We start from the raw sequence: 21,187 nt of genomic DNA, 5'->3' as shown, positions 1-21,187 counted from the left end.
GGAGGCGGGCGCAAGCCCTGGAGGTTGGCGCCGGCCTGCCTAAGCGAACTCACATGGCGAGGCGGCGCGCGGCGGCAGCGCCGCTAACGTTCCGAAGACCCGGAATGTTTGTAGAAACCGCCCATCAGTTCGATGAGCTTATCGCGATTCTCGCTGCTGGCGCGATTGAGTGCATGCGTCGGACCATGGATCAGCTTGTTGGTCAGCGCCTGCGACAGCGCCTCGATCACGGCAGCCGGATCCTCGCCGCGCGCGAGCGCCTTTTGCGCGCGTTCGACTTCGGCCCGGCGCAGCAGATCCGCCTGCGTATGCATATGACGGATCACCGGCACGATGCTGCGCGCGTCGAGCCACTGCATGAAATTCTGCACCCGGGTTTCGATGATCGCTTCGGCCTGCGCGACCGCCGCCTGACGCGAGGCGTTGCCTTCACGCACGATGGCGCCGAGATCGTCGACGGTGTAGAGGAACACGTCCTGAAGCTTGCCGACTTCCGGCTCGATGTCACGCGGCACCGCCAGGTCGACCATGAAGATAGGCCGGTGGCGGCGCGCTTTCACCGCGCGCTCGACCGCGCCCAGACCGATGATCGGCAACGTGGAAGCAGTACACGAGACGATGATGTCGAACTCGTGCATCCGCGTGGGCAGTTCAGATAGCGGGATCGCCCGGCCATTGAAGCGCTCGGCGAGTCGCGTGCCGCGCTCCGCGGTGCGGTTCGCCACCACCAGTTCGCGCGGCTGCTGGGCCGCGAAGTGCGTCGCGCACAGCTCGATCATTTCTCCCGCGCCGATAAACAGCACGCGCTGGTTCGACACCTTGTCGAAGATGCGCTGCGCGAGCCGCACGGCTGCTGCTGCCATCGAAACCGATTGCGCCCCGATTTCGGTGGTGCTGCGGACTTCCTTCGCCACCGCGAAGGTGCGCTGGAACAACTGGTTCAGATAGGTGCCCAGGGCGCCGGCTTCCGAAGCCGTGCGCACGGCGTCCTTCATTTGCCCGACGATCTGCGTCTCGCCCAGCACCATCGAATCGAGCCCCGACGCGACCCGGAACGCGTGACGCACGGCTTCCGACTGCGGCAGTGCGTACACGTGCGGCGCCAGTTCATTGACCGGCAGCTGGTGATACTGCGAAAACCACTGGATAGCCGCCTCGCGGACCGCATGATCGTCGGTCGCGCAATAGAGCTCGGTGCGGTTGCAGGTGGAGAGAATGGCTGCTTCAGGCGCGCTCCGGGCGGCGGGGCCGAGCCAGATGTCCTTGAAGGTTGCCAATGCAGGTTTGATCTGTTCGAGCGGAAACGCCACGCGTTCGCGCAAGGCGACGGGCGCGGTGTGGTGATTGATTCCGATCGTTAGAAGCTGCATGTGCGGGACTATGGTTTAGCCCAATATTATAGCGTTTTCGCGTTTCTTTCAGTTCTACGGCCGCTTCAGGCTCCCACGGCGCGTTCCGGCGGGACTGCGTCGAGCTGGTAACCGTAGCCGTAGAGCGGGGTCAGCAAATAGCCATGCTCAGGCCGCAACTGCAGTTTGGTGCGCACCCGCGACGCGTGCGTGTCGAGCGTACGCGATCTTACGTCACGCCGGCGGCCCCAGACCGTTTCGAGAATGTGCACGCGCGATACCGGCCGCGACACATTAATAAACAGTAGAAGCGCGAAACGGAATTCCTTGGGGGTTAGTGCCACTGTCTGTTCAAGGAATGTAACGGTAAAGTGCGCGGCGTCGAACGCATAACCGCCGAACACATCGAGCCGGCGGTTGGGCGGACGGCGCAGTCCGGCGCGTCGCAGCAGCGCCTCGACACGGGCTAGCATTTCCGGCCCACGTACTGGTTTAACCAGACAATCGTCGGCGCCGGCATGAAGTGCTGCGACAATCTCACTTTCGCGCGGCGCCGACATCAGCATGATGACCGGCAGGCCTGGCAGAACGCTGCGCGCCCGAGGGATGACATCTTCGGCAGAGCGGTCGCCTGCCCAACTATCGGTCAACAGGAGATCGAAGAACTGGCTGGCCGCGTGCACCAGGAATGGCTCGCTGGCGATGAAGTGTTGGCAGCCGTGGCCGCCGGCGAAGATCAGCCGGTCGACCAGTTCCGCGTGGCGCGGGTCAGGCTCGATGAGAGCGATTCGCATAGAACGCGATTTCAGCGTGGCGGGCGTGGGCGGCATTCCTTTCGGCTTGCCTAAATGTGACCCCGGCCCCTAAACTCGACCGCTATGCGGGAAGCGCCGTGCTGACCTTTATAATTAACGAGAGAAAAATGCTAGCTGTCCGAACGCTTTGCGCATATGGGAAGAGTCCGAAAGTGAGTGAGGTCCCCTACTGATGGGTTGGCCTGGTATCGTGTTGCTGGGCGTGGCCGTCGGCCTTGCGGGCTGGTGGTTCCATCCGCTGCGGCGCGCGAGCCGGGCACGTATCTGGGTGGCGTTGCTGATGGGTGTGCTGGGCGCAGTGTTCGCCAGCCTGGCCGGCAACGTGACTGGTCTCTTCCATGATGGTGATACGCTCGAATGGCCGGTGTGTACGGCTGTTGCGTTGATTGCCGTTGCCGTGACGGTCGGCTTGTTCTCCCGTCGCTGAACTTTGCAGGTGAATCTGATGAATGCCCGACTTCCCGAAACCTCTTCCGTTCCCGAGCGGATCGCCCACCTGCGTGGCGCGATGACGCGCGAGGGCCTCGCGGCCTATCTGGTTCCGTCTGCCGATCCTCACCTGTCCGAGTATCTGCCGGGACGCTGGCAGGGTCGCCAATGGCTATCGGGTTTCACCGGCTCGGCCGGCACGCTGGTCGTGACAGACAGCTTTGCCGGCTTGTGGACCGATAGCCGTTATTGGGAGCAGGCCGAAGCGCAACTGGCCGGCACTGGCGTCGAGTTGATGAAGATGTTCGGCGGCCAGCAGTCGCAGCCGCACTTCGAATGGATGGCGCAAAACCTGCCGGCTGGCGCGACCGTCGGTGTCGACGGTGCGGTGCTGGGGCTGGCCGCCGCACGCTCGCTGACGCACGCGCTGAGCGCGTACGGCGTAAAGCTGCGCACCGACGTCGATCTGTTCGATGCCATCTGGCTCCAGCGGCCGGCGCTGCCCACCGAAAAGGTGTTCGAGCACACCGCGCCGCACGCCACCGTGGCCCGTTCCGAGAAACTCGACCAGATTCGCCGTGCGATGCAGGACAAGGGCGCGCAATGGCACTTCATTTCGACTCTCGACGATCTCGCGTGGCTGTTCAACCTGCGCGGCGCCGACGTCAGCTACAACCCGGTATTCGTTGCGCATGCGCTGATCGGACTGGACCGCGTCTCGCTGTTCGTGGCGGACGGCAAGGTGCCGCGGGCGCTGGCTGAAGCGCTGGCGCGCGACGGCATCCATGTCGAATCGTATGGCAAGGCCGCCGCGGCCCTCGCGGGGTTGCCTGGCGGCGCGAGCCTGCTGATCGATCCGCGCCGGATCACGTATGGCCTGCTGCAGTCGGTGCCGACGACGGTGAACATCGTCGAGGCAGTGAATCCGTCCACCTTCCTTAAATCGCGCAAGACCGAGGCGGATGCCGAGCACGTACGCGCGACGATGGAGCAGGATGGCGCGGCGCTTACCGAATTCTTCGCCTGGTTCGAAGGCGCGCAGGGTCGCGAAACGATCACCGAGCTGACCGTGGACGAACGTCTGACGGCCGCTCGTGCCCGTCGTCCGGATTTCATTTCGCTGAGCTTTGCGACCATCGCCGGCTTCAACGCCAACGGCGCGATGCCGCACTATCGCGCGAGCGCGGCGTCGCATTCGACCATCGAAGGCAACGGCCTGCTGCTGATCGACTCGGGCGCCCAGTATCTGACGGGCACGACGGATATCACGCGGGTCGTGCCGGTCGGCACGCTGAGCGACGCGCAGCGACGCGATTGCACGGTGGTGCTGAAGGGGATGATGGCGCTGTCGCGGGCGCGGTTTCCGCGCGGCATCCGCTCGCCGATGCTCGACTCGATCGCGCGCGCGCCGATCTGGGAAGCCGGGGCCGATTACGGTCACGGTACCGGGCATGGTGTCGGCTACTTCCTGAACGTGCACGAAGGCCCGCAGATCATTTCGCACTACGCGCCGGCCGAACCGTTCACGGCAATGGAAGAGGGCATGATCACCTCGGTCGAACCGGGTATTTACCGGCCGGGCAAGTGGGGCGTGCGGATCGAGAACCTCGTGCTGAACCGCGCGGCCGAGAAAACCGAGTTCGGCGATTTCCTCAAGTTCGAGACGCTGACGCTGTGTCCGATCGATACGCGCTGCTTCGACCTGTCGATGCTGCGCGAGGACGAGCGTGCATGGCTGAACGCGTATCACGAGATGGTGCGCACGCGGATTTCGCCGCATGTGTCGGGTGAAGCGAAGGCGTGGCTGGAGACGCGAACGCAGGCCGTCTAAGCGACGTGCGGGAGATAGCGCGTCGCGCGCCGTTGCGGTTCGGTTCGATTACGAGGAGTGCTACAGATGACGGGCGTGGCAGTAGTGGTGATCGATGTGCAATATGCGTTCTTCTCCGGCCCGAACACCGCGTATCGCGGCGCTGAGGTGATCGACGGCATCAACCGTCTGACGGCGGCGGCGCGCGCAGCGGGCGCGCCGGTCTTCATCGTCCAGCACGATGAAGAGGGCGACGAGGAAGTCGAGTACGGAAGCGAGGGCTGGCAACTGCCAGCCGACCTCGTGCGCACCGGCGGCGACACGCTCATCAGGAAATCGGTTGGCGATTCGTTTCACGAGACTCCGCTTAAAGCGCACCTGGACCGGCTCGGCATCGACCGTCTCGTGATCTGCGGTTACGCCACCGAGTTTTGCATCGACACCGGCGCGCGCCGCGCTGCCTTGCTTGGCTACCGGACGACAGTCGTCTCCGATCTTCACACCACCCAGCAGACTTCACAGCTCACGCCCGAACAGATCGTCGCGCACTACAACCGCGTGTGGGAGCATTCCTCACTGCAGGGCAACCGCGTCTCGGTTCGCCCGCTCGCCGACGTTCTTGCCACGGAGTTCGCATGAGCATCAAGGCGGTGGTGTTCGACTTCGGCGGCGTGCTGATCGACTGGAGCCCTGAATATCTGTTTGGCGAACTGATCCCGGACGAGACCGAGCGCCGCTGGTTTCTGACGCATGTGTGTTCGATGGAGTGGATCCTTCGTCAGGATGGCGGTCAGACGATCGCGGACGGCACGGCCGAACTGATCGCGCAGTTTCCCGATCATGAGCCGCTGATCCGCGCGTTCTACGAGCGCTGGCACGAGATGATCCGCGGCGTGCTCGAGGACACCGTGACGGTCCTCGACAAGCTCGATGCAGCGGGCGTGCCGCTGTTCGGTCTCACCAACTGGTCCGACGAGACGTTTCCGTATGCGTGGGAGAAATTCCCGGTGCTACGGCGCTTCCGCGACGTCGTGGTGTCAGGCCGCGTCAAAATGGTCAAGCCTGATCCGGCGATCTTTGCTGAAATGCAGCGGCGCATCGAGGTTCAACTGCCCGGCATCGAAGCGCAGGAACTGGTGTTTATCGACGATGTCACGAGGAACGTGGCGGCCGCGACTGCGCTCGGCTGGAACGCCATCCATCACACGTCTGCAGCGCAGACAGAAGCGAAGCTGCGCGAGCTCGGTTTGCCGGTTTAACCCAGCCGGCGCCCGTTAGCGCGCCGGCGCTCGCCTGATATCGGCCGCCGCTTACGCCACCAGATACCCGCCGTCGACCGGCACGATCGTGCCGGTGATAAACGCCGCTGCGGGCGAGCACAAGAACACCACCGCTTGCGCCACGTCCTCCGGCTCGCCCCAGCGCCCGAGCGGCGTACGCTCCAGAATCGCCTGCGAGCGGCCTTCGTCGTCCTGTAGCGCCTGCGTGAGCGGTGTTGCGATCCAGCCGGGCGCGACTGCGTTCACGCGAATCCCGTCCTGCGCGTACGCCAGCGCGAGCGACTTGGTCAATTGCGCGACACCACCTTTGCTCGCGCTATATGCCGGCACCAGACCGCCGCCAAAAAAGCTCAGCATCGACGCCGTGTTGACGATCGCCCCGCGGCTTTTGCCCAGCAGAGCGCGTGCCGCCGAGCAGGCGCGCATCGTCCCCGTCAGGTTCACATTGATGACCTGTTCGAACACGTCGAGCTGATGCTCCTCGACACGGCGGATCATCCCTGCGCAGTTGACCAGGATGTCGAGCGAGGCGAGTGGCGCGAACAGCGCGGCGACCTCGTCGTTCGAGCCGACGTCGAGCGCGGCGACTTCGATGTCGGCTCCGAGCGCGTTACGCTGCGCATCCGTTGGCGCGAGCCCCGCTGCAATCACGCGAGCGCCAAGCGCGGCGAGCTGGCGCGCGATTCCCGCCCCGATGCCTTGCGTGCCACCCGTCACCACCGCGGTTTCGCCTTGAAAAAGATCCTGCTGAAACGTCATGGTCAATGCTTCTCCGAGTGGGTGAAGGTTTCAGGGAACGTGCTCACGCGAGCGTAGCCGCCGCCGCGGTATCGGCGCGCTCGGCAATCGGCGCGCGCACCACGAACATATAGACGAGCGCAGCCGCGAACGACACACCCGCGCTGATCAGAAACGCATCGACGAACGAGTGGGTCTGATCGACCACCACCCCCGTAATGAACGGCGCAAACGACCCGCCGAAATAACCGCCGAAGTTCTGGATGCTGCCGAGCGACGCCACCAGGTGCCGCGGCGCGGCCACGCTGACGAGCGCCCAGGCGCCGCCGCTCGCCATGTTGATGAAGTACATCGCGAGGCACAGATAGACGATGGCAAGCGTGGTATTTGGCGTATAGGCCGCCGGCACCGTGAACACGGCCGCGAAAATCAGCCCGGTGCAGATTGGCCACTTGCGGCTGCGGATCGGCGCGACGCCATGCGCCATCAGTCCATCGGCGACGAACCCGCTCGACAGCATGCCAAGCGTGCCGAACAGATACGGAATCGACACGATCCAGCCAGTCTTCGCAATCGACAGATGCCGTTCGTGTTCGAGATACGCAGGCAGCCAGGTCAGATACAGCCACACCATGTAGATCACGCCCATGAAGCCGAAGATCATGCCCCATGTGGTGCGCGACGCAAACAGCCCGCGCCATTCGGCCCCCGTCATGCGGCGCTCGGCGCGCATCTGCGGCTCCTCCTCGGTCAGGTGCGTGACCTCGTCCGCGTTGAGTGTGACTTCGCCGCGATTGCGATACACGATGTACCAGCTGATCGACACCATAATGCCCATTACGCCCATCACGACGAACATCCAGCGCCAGCCGAACGCGAGCAGCAGGCCGGTGAGAATGGGCGGTGCGAGGCCCGGGCCGATCGTCGATGAGGTGGTGAAAATACCGGTGGGCCGACCGCGCTCGCGTAGCGCATACCATTCGCTGACGACTTTTGCGCCCGCGGGAAACTGCGGCGCTTCGCCAATGCCGAGGCAGATCCGCGCAATCAGGAACTGCTGCAAGGTCTGCACAAGGCCGCCGAAGAACTGCGCCACCGACCAGACGAACATGCCGACGCCCAGCATCAGCCGCGCGCCGAAGCGATCGAGCAGCGCGCCCATCGGCAATTGCGCGAACGCGTACGAGAACGAGAATGCGGACAGCAGCAGACCCATCTGCGAGGCGGAGAGCCCCAGTTCGCCGCTCACCGAGTGATTGGCGATCGACAGCGTGCTGCGGTCGAGATAATTGACGAGGCCCGCGAGCGTCAGGAACGTCACTGCGACCCATTGGATGCGCCGTAAGCGCGGTGTTTTTGCCTGCATGGTTTGTGTCTCCTCCTATGCTCTTTTTTCGAAGTGCTCTTGAGCGTCTATGGACGGAATGCTGCAACTGCCTGAGGCCCTGAAGGCCTACGCTACCTCACGAACTGGTCCACATAACTCGCGCCGAGCCCGACTTTTTCGAAGTGTGCGCGGCACATCTCCAGCTTGGTGAAGACGTCTTCGTACCCGGTGAAATTGCCGTACGGGTCGCAGTAGTACATCACGCCGTTCACCTGGAAGTAGGTGATCATTTCCTCGACGTCTTCGGGGACATACAGCGTATGGGTTTCGCCCGGCGGCTCGAAGACGTAGCTGCCTTCGGTGGCGATCCAGTCGTGTTCGAGATAGCGCCATTTGCCTTTGAGCACAAATCCGTGCACGGCGGCCGGATGACGGTGACGGCTCAACACCCCCGACTTGCGCACGCGCAGCAGATTCATCCAGTAGCCGGTGGAGACGTTCAGGCACAGCGGCCGGAACCACACGTTATCGGCTTGCGGCACCCACAGGCGCTCGTCTTGAGGTATGGCCGATTCGACCACGATCTCCCGCAGCGCCTCGGGCGGGTTGGGGAGCTGATACGGCGTCATCGCGTCGGCGGCAGCGGTGGGTGCTGGCATGGCATCTCCTTGATTGTCGAGTCTATGGACTTTACGGCTTACTGCCCAAGCAGGTTCTTCAATGCGTTGCCCAAACCTTTGACGGTGTCGCCTGCACCTTTCGCCACCCCTTCGACGCTGACGCCCATCGCCTGTGCGAAGCCAGTACCCAGCTTGGTCAGCAGATTTTCGTTCACCGAGAATTTCGGATCGCGCAAGTTGCCGTCCAGCACGAAATGCACGGTGATGTCACCGTTGCGCGTCTTCAACGCCGCGACCGCGGCCTTGGTGGGAATCGACAGGAAGGTGTCGAGCGGGTTGCCGTTGTCGGCCAGTTGCAGGTGGTGCAGGGTGATCGTGCCCGGCGCATGCAAATGATAGCTCGCGACCGTGGACTCCACCGTCAGGTCGACCGTGCCCCCGGCAATCTGGGTCTTGGCGCCGGCCTTCTTGAGCAGATACGGATCGAGCATGGCCACATCGACGCCGCGTAGCGTGCTGGTGGTCTGCGAATCCTTGCTGGCGATCTTGATCCAGCCGCCGAACGAGACCGTGCCGGTGTGCGCCGGACCGACGATCGATCCATTCACCGCGACGTTCGTCGGCTCCGTAAGCGCGGGCAGATGCAGATGATCGACGGTGGCGCTCGCGTTGGTGACGGCCACCTTATAGGCCGGCTTGCTGACGGTCAAATCGTAGAACTCGAATGTGCCTTGTTGAAAGGCGATGTGATCGATGAGTTTCTCCTGCTGCACGGACACGTCGCCGACGCTCGCGCCGGTATCCGGCCGGCTCATCGATTCCTTGAGATTGGGTAACAGTTGCAACGTCCCATCTGCTTTGCGCACAACCGAAAGGTCGAAGCCGGTCACGACCGCCGAGCGGATATGTACCCGCTTCTGGAGCAGTTCGCGGACGTCGGGAACGATCGTGATCTGGTCGGCCCGCAGCGAGTCGGGCGCGGGCCAGCCTGGCGGCCCCTTGAGGCGGACGTTGGTCAGGCGTACAGAGGTCAGACCCACATCGATGCTATCAGCGCTGCCGAGCGGTCCGAGCACGGAGATGATCCGCTGTTTGACTTCGTATTGCGCGAAGTAAAGGCCGCCAAGGCCGATAACGAGCAGCACCAGAACAATGCCGGCGACGGCAATGGCCACACGTCTTGCAGTCGACATCGCCATGCTTGCCTCCTCGTGACCACGCGATGCGCGGCCGGCCGTTTAAAGGTGAGCAAACCTCATGCCGCGCCACCCACCGGTTACCGGGCACAAACCGTGCAATGCACGGCCTGGCCGATAACCGGGACGTATGCGGCGAACGTCTTAACGCGCGATCGGCTTATAGCGCAGACGCTTCGGCCGGGCGGCTTCCTCACCCAGACGGTTGCGCTTGTCCGCTTCGTATTCCTGGTAGTTGCCGTCGAAGAACGTCACTTGCGAATCGCCTTCGAATGCCAGGATATGCGTCGCGATACGGTCGAGGAACCAGCGATCGTGCGAGATCACCATCACGGAGCCGGCGAATTCGAGCAGGGCGTCTTCGAGCGCGCGCAGCGTTTCGACATCGAGGTCGTTCGACGGTTCATCCAGCAGCAGGACGTTGCCGCCCGCGATCAGCGTCTTGGCCAGATGCAGACGGCCGCGCTCACCACCCGAAAGGTTGGAGACGATCTTCTGCTGGTCGCCGCCCTTGAAGTTGAAGCGGCCAATGTAGGCTCGCGACGGCGTTTCATACTTGCCGACCGTCAGCACGTCGGCGCCGCCGGAAATCTCTGCGAACACCGTCTTCGAACCGTCGAGCGCATCGCGGCTTTGATCCACGTAGGCAAGCTTGACCGTCGGCCCTTGCACGATCTCGCCCGAATCCGGCTGTTCCTTGCCCGTGAGCATGCGGAACAGCGTCGACTTGCCGGCGCCGTTCGGCCCGATGATGCCGACGATCGCCCCCGCCGGAATCTTGAAGCTGACGTTGTCGAGCAGCAGACGATCGCCGTAGGCCTTCGACACATTCTTGAACTCGATCACTTCATTGCCGAGACGGTCGCCGACCGGGATGAAGATTTCCGAGGTTTCGTTGCGCTTCTGGTAATCCTGGCTGTTCAGTTCCTCAAAGCGGGCGATACGTGCCTTCGACTTCGCCTGACGGCCCTTCGGGTTCTGGCGCACCCACTCCAGTTCCTTCTTGATTGCCTTCTGGCGTGCCGATTCCGACGCTTCTTCCTGCTTCAGGCGCTCTTCCTTCTGATCGAGCCAGCTGCTGTAATTACCCTTCCATGGAATGCCGTGGCCGCGGTCGAGTTCGAGAATCCACTCGGCGGCGTTGTCGAGGAAATAGCGATCGTGGGTCACGGCGACCACTGTCCCCGGGAAGCGCGTCAGGAACTGCTCGAGCCAGTCGACCGATTCGGCATCCAGGTGGTTGGTCGGTTCGTCGAGCAGCAGCATGTCCGGTTTTTCGAGCAGCAGCTTGCACAGCGCGACGCGGCGCTTTTCACCGCCCGACAGATGCTCGATTTTCGCGTCCCATGCCGGCAGACGCAGTGCATCCGCGGCGATTTCGATCTGCTGTTCGGCGCTGCCATCCGCGGTGGCGAGGATCGCTTCGTACTTGGCCTGCTCGGCGGCGAGCGCGTCGAAATCCGCGTCCGGCTCGGCATACGCGGCGTAGATTTCGTCGAGCTTCTTCTGCGCGCCGAACACTTCGCCCAGACCCTCTTCGACCGCTTCACGCACCGTCTTTTGCGGATCGAGTTGCGGTTCCTGCGGCAGGTAGCCGATGTTCAGGTTGGGCATCGGCGTGGCTTCGCCTTCGATGTCCTTGTCGACGCCCGCCATGATGCGGATCAGCGTCGACTTGCCCGAGCCGTTCAGGCCGAGCAGACCGATCTTCGCGCCGGGGAAGAATGACAGGGAGATGTCTTTCAGGATTTGACGCTTGGGCGGCACGATCTTGCCGACCCGGTTCATGGTGAAGACGTATTGGGCCATTTTGCTTGCAGTAGGCGTTGACGCCGCCGGCCGCACAGAGGGCGGGCGGTCGTGGGTGGATGGGAATTCGGTGCCGCTGGTTTCCGGCCGGTGCGGCGTGAGCGTCGGTCGATCCTTACGATCGAAGCTTTCGGCATGAGAGCGCGCACGGCGGGAGAGGTGTCATTGTACTTCGGGGCGGGCGGCGCGGGCGTGCAGGGCGTGTCCTGGCGGAATCCGCCGGATAAGAGGGAGAGGTTTGCGCGGCGCGGAGCGTGCGGTGACGGTGCACTGCAGGGGAAAGGTGTGCGCGCAGAAGCGCACGTATGACGGATGACTGGCCGCGGGCGCATCCCCGTGGCCAGTCGTGCGTGGACCTGAGTCAGGCTATTTGGCGCCCGGCTGTTCCCTCCAGCGATACTGCTGCTTCCACCCAAGTAGGCGCTTCAGCTTTTCATTGCTCAACAGCGTTTCGAACTCGCCCAGCTGCTTTTTAACCGACACGTCCGGATAGAAGCGTTTGAGCAGTTCCGCAGTCGGCAGATCTGAAGACACATCATCCGCGGCGACGTTCATCACCTCGAAGCCCAGACCATCCTTCTCGATGCCGAGGCGGCACGCCGTAGCCAGATCGCGGCCGTCGATATAGCTCCACGCAATGCGCTTGCGCAGGATCGGATCCTTCAGCCACGTCGGGAATTTCGCGTAGTCGGCCGGATCAAGCACATTGCCGATCCGGAAGCAGTAAATGTCTGCGCCGGTGCGCGCATGAAACGCCTTGCCGGTCACTTCGTTGATGACCTTCGACGTCGCGTAGCTGTCCATCGGATCGACTGGATACTCTTCATCCAGCGGGAAATAGGCCGGGTCGCGGTGACGATGCGCGAACACCACCCCATAGGTCGTTTCGCTCGACGCGAGAATCACCTTCTTGATGCCGTACTTCGAGGCCGCGTCGAGCACGTTGTACGTCGCCATCACGTTGATGCGGAACACCTCGTTGTCGGTCGTGACGAGAATCCGCGGAATGGCCGCAAAGTGCACGATCGCATCGATCGGCTTCGGCTCGATGTCGTCGTCGAACTCCTTCGAGGTCGTGCTCGAGGCAAGCGCGTTGAATACCTGGCCCGCGTCGGTCAGGTCTGTAATGAGGGTGCGGGCGGTTTGCTTTGCCATCGGCACGCGGTCGAGGTTCAGCACTTCATAGCCATGCGCGACCAGATCTTCGACCACCCACTTGCCGGCCAGTCCGCTACCGCCGGTGACAATCACTCGCTTCGTCATCTGCCTTGCTCCTTGTCAGGTTCAGGTGAATCAGGGGGTTAAAACATCATAGACGTTTCCTGCCACGCGTTTCTGTGACGAACGTCATAGTCACGGGGCCGCATCCAGGCACCTCGGGAGAACCCCAATACGTATGTATGACGTACGTCACAGTTTCCTGCGGCGCTCTGATCCTATGATCGGTGCCAGTCCCAAGGTGCGGCGCGCTGGCAGCGAGGCGTCGACGTGCCGGAACGCCGCGGGGTAAAAACCGCCGGGCCGCAATGATCTGCATGGAGACGCCCTTTGAGAGCCATCTCGACCAAGACAGGGGAGCCGGCGCACGCCGGCGTGCTGGATACGATGCGCAACTGGCTGAAAATCCGCGAGCTCAACATCCTGTCGGTGCTGATCCTGGTTGGCATCGTCATCAGTATTTTCTCTCCGTACTTCCTGACGACGAACAATCTGATGGGGGTGTTCCGCTCGTTTTCGCTGGTCGGCATCATGTCGATCGGAATGATGCTTGTGATCATCACCGGTGGCATCGATCTGTCGGTCGGCTCTGTGATGGGACTGTCGTCGCTGATGACCGCGCTCGCCTTCCAGCACGGTTGGGGACCGCTGCCCGCGGTGCTGGCGGGCTTGTGCGCCGGATTGATTGTCGGCGCGTTCAACGGTGTCCTGATCACGTGGATCCAGTTGCCGCCGTTTATCGCGACGCTCGGTACGCTCAGCATCGGCCGCGGCCTGATGTACATCATCACCAAAGGCGTGCCGCTCACGCCCGATGTCCCCGACAGCTTCACGTTCATCGGCCAGGGCTATTTCGGCTTCGTGCCGGTGCCCGTCGTGATCATGCTGTTGCTGACCGTGTGCTTCTCCATCCTGATGCGGCGTACGCGCTTTGGCCGTCACGTCTATGCGACGGGCGGCAACGAAGTCGCGGCGCGGCTGAGCGGCGTGCGCACCCACCGCGTCAAGTTCACGGTCTATGCGTTGTCGGGTTTGATCGCCGCACTTGCGGGCGTCGTCAGCTTTTCGCGTTTCGTGTCGGCGGAACCGGCGTCGGGTTTCGGCGCTGAACTCGACGTCATTGCGGCTGCCGCGATTGGCGGCGCGAGTCTCTCGGGCGGCGTAGGCAGCGTCGAAGGCGCGATCATCGGTGCGGCGCTCGCCGGGATCATCACCAATGGCGTCGTGCTCCTCAACATCGACACCTACGCGCAACAGGCCATTACCGGCTGCGTGATTCTGATCGCGGTCAGCATCGATATCTGGCGTGTGCGGCGCAAAGGCCGCTAGACCGGGGATTTTCGTCACAAGCATCACTTCGCTAACACAAGAAAGCAAGGAGACAACGTCATGAACACGAATGCTATGCCCCGCCTTCTGGCAGGCAGCCTGGCCGCAGTTGTACTGATGATGGGATACGGCGCTGCGCAGGCGAAGGACCCGAAGGACATCACAGTGGCGGTGATCCCGAAGGTGGCCGTGCCGTTCTTCGACGATTGCAACAACGGCGCGAAAGCGGCAGCCGAAAAGGCAGGCGTCGGATATCAATGGGTCGTGCCGCAAAATACCCAGGGCTCGACCCAGGTGCAGATCATCGAGGACCTGATTTCGAAGCATGTCGACGGCATTGCGATTTCGGTCAATGAGCCGAAGTCGGTCGAAGGTGTGATGAAGCGGGCCGAACAGAGCGGCATCAAGGTGCTGACGTACGACTCCGATTCACCGAACAGCGGCCGTTCGATGTATATCGGCACCAACAACGAATCGGCTGGCGCGACGATGGCCGATTCCATGGCGAAGGCGCTCAACGGCCAGGGCGAGGTCGCGATCATTACCGGGCAGCTAGGCGCGGTGAACCTGAACCAGCGCATTGCCGGCATCAAGAAGGAACTCGCAAAATATCCGGGCATCAAGATCGTCGAAACGCAGGGCACGGAGGACGATCTCGCCAAAGGCGTATCGGTGACAGAGACGACGCTGCGGGCGCATCCGCAACTCAAAGGCATCTTCGGCGTGAGCCAGGTAGGCGGCCCAGCGGTGGCGAAGGTGCTCAACACGAAGGAATTCGGCGCGATGAAGGGCAAGCTGCAGGTGTTCGCGTTCGACGATCTGCCGGATACCTTGAAGGGGCTGAAGGAAGGCTACATTCAGGGGATCATGGTGCAGCGTCCGGTGACGATGGGGCGGCTCGCGGTGGAGCATCTGGTGGCTCAGGTGCAAGGGCAGGACAAGGACATCAAGGACATCGATACCGGGGTCACGGTGGTGACGAAGGATAACATGGGCAGCTATACGAAATAACGCCAAGCAGCCCGAAGTAATTTCCGTGTCCGCACGTGCAGGCAGGAGCGATTCGATGACGCCGTTTCTGGAGATGCGCAATATCTCGAAGACGTTTCCGGGCGTGAAAGCGCTCGATCGCGTCAACCTGCACGTGTCGCGCGGCGAAGTGCTTGGACTCGCTGGCGAAAACGGCGCTGGCAAGAGCACGCTGATGAAGATTCTGACCGGCGTTCTCTCGCACGATGCGGGCGGCAGCATTCTCGTCGACGGTCAGGAGATCGTGTTGCGCGACGGCAATCATGCACGCGCACTTGGTATCAACATTATTTACCAGGAACTCTCGGTTGTCGAAAACCTGACGATCGCGGAGAACATCTATCTCGCGAGGGAGCCGCTTAACCGTTTCGGTTTTCTGGACGTTGCTCGCATGAACGAAGACGCGCGCACGGCACTCGAGACGATCGACATGAAGATCGATCCAACCACGCGCGTCAGCGAACTGAGCGTGGGCCAGAAACAGATGGTCGAGATCGCCAAGGCGATTTCGTATCAGTCGGCGGTGATCGTGATGGATGAGCCGACGGCTTCGCTCAGCCATCACGAAACGCGTGTGCTGCTGGAGTTGATCAAGCGTTTGCGGCAGAAGGATATCGGCATCATCTATATCTCGCATCGGCTGGAAGAGGTGCTTGAACTCGCCGATCGCGTCACGGTGTTGCGCGACGGTTCGACTGTCGATACACAGCCGATCGCCGACGTGACGCGTGAATCGCTAGTGCGAAAGATGGTGGACCGCGAGTTGAGCGAACTGTACGCGCCGCCCGTTTCCCATGCGACGAGCGAGGTCGTGCTCGAAGTGCGCGATCTGGCGATGCGGCATCCGCGCGCCGCCGACGTGCACATTCGCGACATCAGCTTCAGGTTGCATCGCGGTGAGATATTGGGGATCGCGGGCCTGGTGGGCTCGGGCCGCACCGAAATCATGGAGATGATTTTCGGCATCCGGCCCTGCGCAGGCGAGATTTTCGTCGACGGCAAAGCGGTGACGATCCGCAAGCCGCACGAGGCGATTTCGCATGGCATTGGCTTTGTCACCGAAGACCGTAAGGCTCAAGGTCTCGTGCTGGAGATGAGCGTGCGCGAAAACTTCAGTCTTACGCATCTCGAAGCGTATTCGCCGTTTCAGTTCCTGCAGCGCGCGAAGGAAGATGAAATCTGCAAACAGTTCGTCCGCACGTTGAGCGTCAAGACGCCTTCAATCGAGCAGAAGGTGATCAACCTGAGCGGCGGCAATCAGCAGAAGGTCGTGTTGGCGAAATGGGTGGCGCGCAATCCGCGCGTGCTGATCGTGGATGAACCGACGCGTGGCATCGACATTGGCGCGAAGGCCGAAGTGCACGCCTTGCTGGCGCGGCTCGCAGCGCAGGGGATCGGGATCATCGTGATTTCGTCGGATCTGCTGGAAGTGCTGGCCGTGAGTGACCGCGTGCTGGTGGTGCGCGAAGGACGCCTCAATGGCGAACTGACGCGCGCTGAAGCTACCCAGGAACGTGTGATGGCTGCTGCCACCGCATGACGGCTTTGCTTGCAACGGTCCGTTTTTATGTTTTGTTTGTTTTGCGTTTGTCTCGATAGGGAGTGTTAGTGCAATGACCACGATTGTCGTAATTCACACCGGGCCGGTGACGGTGCAGCCGCTCAAGGATCAGTTCAAGGAACAGCTCGCCGATGCACGCGTGATCAATATCGTCGACGACAGCCTGTTAAATGACGTGCGCAGCGCCGGTCATCTGACGCCAGAGGTGACGAGCCGCATCTATAGCTACATGCAGAACGCGCAGTCGATGGGCGCCGACCTGATACTCAACGCCTGCTCGTCGGTAGGCGAGGCCACCGACCTGCTGCGCGGGATGATCCGGACACCCATCATCAAGGTGGATGAGGTCATGGCCGAAGAGGCAAGCTGCATCGGGCAGCGCGTCGGCGTGGTCGCGACGGTGTCGACGACGCTGGAACCGACGGTGCGATTGATCAGGAAGAAAGCCGCTGAAAACAAGCGCGACGTGACGGTCGTGGAGCGCATCGCCGACGGCGCGTTCGACGCATTGCTCGCCGGCGACGCCGCGCGCCACGACGACATCCTGACGCGCACCATCGTTGCCCTGATGGACGAAGTGGATGTGGTCGTGCTCGCGCAGGTATCGATGGCTCGCCTCGTACCCTTGCTCGGGTCGACCAAAGTGCCCGTGCTGGCGAGTCCGCAGAGTGGCGTCGCCGAGGTCAGGCGCGCGCTAGCGGCGCTTTGAGGCTTTCGGCAGCGAGCGAGCGGGCGCGCGCCAGCACCTGATTCGCCGCCGACGGCGCCAGATATTGACCGACGAACGTGGGTGTCAACACGATCTTGCGTTCGTACGTGTCGACGAGACCCGCCGCTTTCAGATCGCTAAAGTGCCGGTTCACCGATTCACGCGACGTGCCGATGAAATCCGCCAGCTTGTCCTGAGCAATCGTCAGGTCGATCAGGATCGCGCCCGGCTCGTCGTGATACGTGAAATCGCAACCGATCTGCGCGGCGAACATGGTGAGAATATTGGTGAGGCGCTTACGGACGTCGTGCAGCGAAAGGTTTTCGATCAACTGCTGGGCTTCCTGCCAGCGCTGATAGTGGCTCTTGAGCACGAACTGGTTGATCACGTCGTAGCGCCGCAGCAGTTCCTTGAAATCCGGCTTGCGGATATAGCAGATCATGCTGGGCGCGAGTGTTTGCGCATAGTGCGAATAACTGGGCTCGTTGAGGACATCGCCGTCGCCGAAAATCATGCCCGCCCTGATGAACGACAGCGTGATTTCCTGGCCATCCTCGGTGAGCCGATACAGCCGGACGCTGCCTTTCTTCAGCAGATAGACGCAGTCGCTGCGGTCCTCCGGACGATAAACGGTGGTGTTCTTGCGTAGATGTCTGTGATCGCTGAACGCAGGCATTACCTCGTCGAGGCAATTCAGCTGGATCAGCGACAGCAACTCGCTTTTGCCGACGAACCACATCGCGTGTCTCCTTGACTCTGTTGGGTCAACGGGCCGCGTCGAGGCACATCGTCCGACGTGGCATCGCTTTATGTCATTCGGCTCATTCTACACATCGTCTTGTGGCGCCGCTTGCGAGGCCGCAGCGGCGCCAGACAGCGAGTCGGACCCCAAATCAGTTTGCCCGCTTGCCGCTCGCCGGATCGAAGAAATGCAGGTGTTTCGCAGGCAGCGCTACGGGCAGTGCTTCGCCGTTGGCCGGCCGATGGGTATGCGGCAGGCGCACGGTCACGTCGTGTTTGCCCCAGCGGCCGTGCACGAGGTTGTCCGCGCCGAGCAGTTCGCATGAATCGACCGCGATGCTCGCGTGCGGTGCGTCCGGGAATCCCGGCGTCATATGCTCCGGCCGGATGCCGAGGACCCAATCGCGCCCGGCCGCTACCTCGCTACCGATGCACGGCACGCCCGCGAGCGGCAGCTTCGGACCATTGCCGGCGACCTCGAACGCAGCGCCGTCGTCCGATACGCGGCCTTCCAGCAGATTCATCCCCGGTGAGCCGATGAAGCTCGCAACGAAGACCGTCGCCGGCCGTTCGTAGACGTCGACCGGCGCGCCGATCTGCTCGGCGTGGCCGCGGTTCATCACGATCACACGCTGGGCGAGCGTCATCGCTTCGATCTGGTCATGCGTGACGTACAGGCTGGTGGTCGCGAGACGCGCGTGCAACCGCTGGATTTCGAGGCGCATCTGCACGCGCAGCCGGGCATCGAGGTTCGACAGCGGCTCGTCGAACAGAAACACGGCGGGCTCCCGTACGATCGCGCGACCCATTGCCACGCGCTGCCGCTGGCCGCCCGACAGCTCGCGCGGTTTGCGTTCAAGCAGCGGCCCGAGTTCGAGAATCTGTGCGGCGGCCTGCACGCGCCGGTCGATCTCCGCACGGTCCACGCCGCCGATCTTGAGCGCGTAGCCCATGTTCTGCGCCACGCTCATGTGTGGATAGAGCGCGTAGTTCTGGAACACCATCGCGATGTTGCGGTCTTTCGGCTCGAGCTGATTGACCACCTTATCGTTGATCGAGATCGTGCCCTCGGAAATGCTTTCGAGGCCCGCCACCATCCGCAGCAAGGTCGACTTGCCGCAACCCGACGGTCCGACCATCACGACGAATTCACCATCGGTCACGTCCACGTCGATGCCGTGCAGGACGAACTGTTTGCTGTCGTAGCTTTTCTTTACGCCCTTTAGCGTCAATGCAGCCATTCCATCCGCCTTTCTTTTTCATCTGCGGTTACGCTTGCCCCAAGGGCTGCGTGGCGCCGCGAAGTTATTCGGTTCCGGAGCCGGCTGTTGAGTCGCTTGTTGCGCCGGCACGGTCGGCTTATTTTTCAGAGTCCACGAGTCCGCGCACGAACCAGCGCTGCATCGTCAGCACCACCGCGAGCGGCGGCAACATTGCGAGCAGCGTCGCGGTCATCACGAGATGCCACTCAGTGGCGGTGTCGCCCGACGCGATCATGCTCTTGATACCCACCACAGCCGTGGTCAACGATTGCTGGCTCGTGATCAGGATCGGCCACAGATACTGGTTCCAGCCGTAGATGAAGGTGATCACGAAGAGCGCGGCGATATTGGTTTTCGACAGCGGCAATACGATGTCCCAGAAGAATCGCAGCGCACCCGCGCCGTCGATACGCGCAGCCTCCATCAGCTCGTCGGGCAGCGTCATGAAGAACTGCCGGAACAGGAACGTGGCGGTAGCCGACGCGATCAGCGGCAGCGTGAGTCCGGCGTACGTGTTGGACATGTGCATCGACGACACGACTTGCACGGTCGGGAAAATGCGCACTTCAACGGGCAGCATCAACGTGACGAAGATCAGCCAGAACGACAGATTTCTGAACGGGAAACGGAAGAATACGATCGCGTAGGCGGAGATCATCGAAATCGCAATTTTGCCGATGCAGATCACCAGCGCCATCACGAGACTGTTCATCAGCATGCGGCCGAACGGGGCGGCCGCGTTGCCGCTGCCGTGCACCCAGACGTTAGCGATGTTCTCGAACAGATGCGTGCTCGGGATCAGCGAAAGAGGCACAGAAAAGATTTCGTGCTCATTCATGGTGGCGGCGCAAAACGCGACGTACACCGGGAACACGATCAGCGCGACGCCGATGATCAGCACCGCATGGCAGAAGAGGTCGAAACCACGGCGATTCTCGATCATGAGTATTGAACCCTCCGCTCGATGAAACGGAATTGCACGACGGTCAGTGCGATCACGATCAGCATCAGCACCACCGACTGCGCGCCCGAGCTACCGATGTCGAGGCCCTGGAAGCCCTCGGCGAAGATCCGGTAGATCAGTGTGCGGGTGGCCTGGGCAGGTCCGCCGCCCGTGGCGGCATCGATAATCGGAAAGGTGTCGAAGAACGCGTAGACCAGATTGATGGTGAGCAGAAAGAAGCTCGTCGGCGACAGCAGCGGCAGCGCGATGCCGAAAAAGCGCCGCACGGGTCCGGCCCCGTCGATGGCGGCCGCCTCGATCAGCGAGCGCGGAATGGCCTGCAGGCCGGCATAGAAAAACAGGAAGTTGTAGCTAACCTGCTTCCACACTGACGCCAGCACGACCAGGAACATGGCCTGGGCCGGATTGAGCGCGTGATTCCAGACGATGCCGTACTTCGCAAGCGCGTATGTTACGAGCCCGATGCTCGGATTAAACAGGAACGACCACAGCACCGCGGCAATCGCGGGCGCGACCGCATACGGCCAGATCAGCAAGGCCTGATACGCCTTCGCACCACGCGTCACACGATCGGCGCAGACCGCGAGCAGTAGCGAGATAACCAGTCCGCTGACGGTGACGAGCACGCAAAAGAACAGCGTAGTGTTAAACGACGCCAGATAAAGCGGATCGGCGAACAGTTGCTTGAAGTTGGCGAGGCCCACGAATTCGCTCGACGTGCCGAACGCATCCTGGCTTTGCGTGGACTGCCACAGCGCGACGCCGGCAGGCCAAAGAAAGAACACTAGCGTGATCGCCAGCTGCGGACCTACCAGCAGATAAGGCAGCACGCCAGTCCCGAAGCGGGATCGCTTTTCCATGAAGCATCTCTCTGAAGATAATGCTGGAGCGGCTCAGTTTTGCTTGTCCGCCCGGTGTACGAAGTGTGAGGCGACGGAACGAAACGCTCCGTCATACTAACGGACGCGCCTCGCTGAAGCGCGTCCGCCAGGTGAGGCTGG

General features: G+C 62.2%; 20 protein-coding genes. 8 read left to right on the top strand and 12 right to left on the bottom strand.

All coding sequences use genetic code 11. The features are described 5' to 3' along the window. Positions 1–83 precede the first annotated feature (83 nt). Together hemA and P3T20_RS35170 are read right to left on the bottom strand one after the other, a co-directional pair. A complete protein-coding gene (hemA, locus tag P3T20_RS35175) occupies positions 84–1,370 on the bottom strand; it encodes a glutamyl-tRNA reductase (protein WP_429289335.1) in 1,287 nt (428 codons plus the stop codon). Positions 1,371–1,435: 65 nt separating this feature from the next. Then, a complete protein-coding gene (locus P3T20_RS35170; protein WP_074265850.1) occupies positions 1,436–2,143 on the bottom strand; it encodes a response regulator transcription factor in 708 nt (235 codons plus the stop codon). A 193-nt stretch (positions 2,144–2,336) separates the two neighbouring features. Here P3T20_RS35170 and P3T20_RS35165 point away from each other — a divergent pair, with 193 nt between their 5' ends. The 4 genes from P3T20_RS35165 to P3T20_RS35150 all read left to right on the top strand — a co-directional run bounded on the left by P3T20_RS35165 (position 2,337) and on the right by P3T20_RS35150 (position 5,662). Further along, positions 2,337–2,591, top strand: coding sequence for a hypothetical protein (locus P3T20_RS35165; RefSeq protein WP_074262607.1), 255 nt, complete (start codon positions 2,337–2,339; stop codon positions 2,589–2,591). 18 nt (positions 2,592–2,609) lie between these two features. Beyond that, positions 2,610–4,424 (top strand): aminopeptidase P family protein, encoded by a 1,815-nt coding sequence (locus tag P3T20_RS35160; protein WP_074265849.1) that lies wholly within the window; start codon positions 2,610–2,612, stop codon positions 4,422–4,424. A gap of 66 nt (positions 4,425–4,490) precedes the next feature. After that, complete coding sequence (locus tag P3T20_RS35155; RefSeq protein ID WP_429289334.1) at positions 4,491–5,042, top strand: isochorismatase family protein; 552 nt, start codon at positions 4,491–4,493, stop codon at positions 5,040–5,042. Beyond that, entirely contained in the window at positions 5,039–5,662 is a 624-nt protein-coding gene (locus P3T20_RS35150; protein WP_429289333.1) for an HAD family hydrolase, read from the top strand. The genes P3T20_RS35155 and P3T20_RS35150 overlap by 4 nt, the downstream gene beginning before the upstream one ends. A 51-nt stretch (positions 5,663–5,713) precedes the next feature. Here the strand turns inward: P3T20_RS35150 and P3T20_RS35145 are convergent, their stop codons facing one another. From P3T20_RS35145 to P3T20_RS35120, 6 genes are all read right to left on the bottom strand, one after another. Beyond that, on the bottom strand, positions 5,714–6,442 hold the full coding sequence (locus P3T20_RS35145; RefSeq protein WP_429289332.1) for an SDR family NAD(P)-dependent oxidoreductase: 729 nt from the start codon (positions 6,440–6,442) through the stop codon (positions 5,714–5,716). A 43-nt stretch (positions 6,443–6,485) separates the two neighbouring features. Continuing rightward, on the bottom strand, positions 6,486–7,787 hold the full coding sequence (locus tag P3T20_RS35140) for an MFS transporter (protein WP_429289331.1): 1,302 nt from the start codon (positions 7,785–7,787) through the stop codon (positions 6,486–6,488). Positions 7,788–7,879: 92 nt separating this feature from the next. Continuing rightward, on the bottom strand, positions 7,880–8,407 hold the full coding sequence (locus tag P3T20_RS35135) for a 2,4'-dihydroxyacetophenone dioxygenase family protein (RefSeq protein WP_074262602.1): 528 nt from the start codon (positions 8,405–8,407) through the stop codon (positions 7,880–7,882). 38 nt (positions 8,408–8,445) lie between these two features. Beyond that, positions 8,446–9,567: a DUF748 domain-containing protein gene (locus P3T20_RS35130; RefSeq protein WP_429289330.1), complete on the bottom strand. Its 1,122-nt coding sequence runs from the start codon at positions 9,565–9,567 to the stop codon at positions 8,446–8,448. A 141-nt stretch (positions 9,568–9,708) separates the two neighbouring features. Next, the gene (gene ettA, locus P3T20_RS35125; RefSeq protein ID WP_074262600.1) at positions 9,709–11,373 is read right to left on the bottom strand and encodes an energy-dependent translational throttle protein EttA; all 1,665 of its coding nucleotides are present in this window, start codon (positions 11,371–11,373) and stop codon (positions 9,709–9,711) included. 366 nt (positions 11,374–11,739) lie between these two features. Further along, positions 11,740–12,636, bottom strand: coding sequence for an NAD-dependent epimerase/dehydratase family protein (locus tag P3T20_RS35120; RefSeq protein WP_429289329.1), 897 nt, complete (start codon positions 12,634–12,636; stop codon positions 11,740–11,742). A gap of 342 nt (positions 12,637–12,978) precedes the next feature. On the opposite strand from P3T20_RS35120, the gene P3T20_RS35115 reads away from it, so the two are divergent. From P3T20_RS35115 to P3T20_RS35100, 4 genes are all read left to right on the top strand, one after another. Further along, positions 12,979–13,920: an ABC transporter permease gene (locus P3T20_RS35115; protein WP_074265848.1), complete on the top strand. Its 942-nt coding sequence runs from the start codon at positions 12,979–12,981 to the stop codon at positions 13,918–13,920. A 117-nt stretch (positions 13,921–14,037) separates the two neighbouring features. Continuing rightward, positions 14,038–14,931 (top strand): sugar-binding protein, encoded by an 894-nt coding sequence (locus P3T20_RS35110; RefSeq protein WP_429289388.1) that lies wholly within the window; start codon positions 14,038–14,040, stop codon positions 14,929–14,931. A gap of 55 nt (positions 14,932–14,986) precedes the next feature. Beyond that, complete coding sequence (locus P3T20_RS35105; RefSeq protein WP_429289328.1) at positions 14,987–16,489, top strand: sugar ABC transporter ATP-binding protein; 1,503 nt, start codon at positions 14,987–14,989, stop codon at positions 16,487–16,489. A gap of 73 nt (positions 16,490–16,562) precedes the next feature. Next, positions 16,563–17,219 (top strand): aspartate/glutamate racemase family protein, encoded by a 657-nt coding sequence (locus tag P3T20_RS35100; protein ID WP_429289327.1) that lies wholly within the window; start codon positions 16,563–16,565, stop codon positions 17,217–17,219. Here P3T20_RS35100 and P3T20_RS35095 read toward each other — a convergent pair. The 4 genes from P3T20_RS35095 to ugpA form a co-directional block, all read right to left on the bottom strand. Then, on the bottom strand, positions 17,194–17,958 hold the full coding sequence (locus P3T20_RS35095; RefSeq protein WP_429289326.1) for a Crp/Fnr family transcriptional regulator: 765 nt from the start codon (positions 17,956–17,958) through the stop codon (positions 17,194–17,196). The genes P3T20_RS35100 and P3T20_RS35095 overlap by 26 nt on opposite strands. Positions 17,959–18,112: 154 nt before the next feature. After that, positions 18,113–19,201 (bottom strand): sn-glycerol-3-phosphate import ATP-binding protein UgpC, encoded by a 1,089-nt coding sequence (locus P3T20_RS35090; protein WP_429289325.1) that lies wholly within the window; start codon positions 19,199–19,201, stop codon positions 18,113–18,115. A gap of 118 nt (positions 19,202–19,319) precedes the next feature. Further along, complete coding sequence (gene ugpE / locus P3T20_RS35085; protein WP_074262594.1) at positions 19,320–20,165, bottom strand: sn-glycerol-3-phosphate ABC transporter permease UgpE; 846 nt, start codon at positions 20,163–20,165, stop codon at positions 19,320–19,322. Beyond that, a complete protein-coding gene (gene ugpA / locus P3T20_RS35080; protein ID WP_429289324.1) occupies positions 20,162–21,046 on the bottom strand; it encodes a sn-glycerol-3-phosphate ABC transporter permease UgpA in 885 nt (294 codons plus the stop codon). Before ugpA ends, ugpE begins: the two co-directional genes overlap by 4 nt. Between the last annotated feature and the right edge of the window lie 141 nt (positions 21,047–21,187).

The sequence above is a fragment of the Paraburkholderia sp. GAS206C genome (genome assembly GCF_050435645.1).
Lineage (GTDB): Bacteria > Pseudomonadota > Gammaproteobacteria > Burkholderiales > Burkholderiaceae > Paraburkholderia > Paraburkholderia phenazinium_B.
This window is presented reverse-complemented; position numbering and strand designations above follow the sequence as displayed.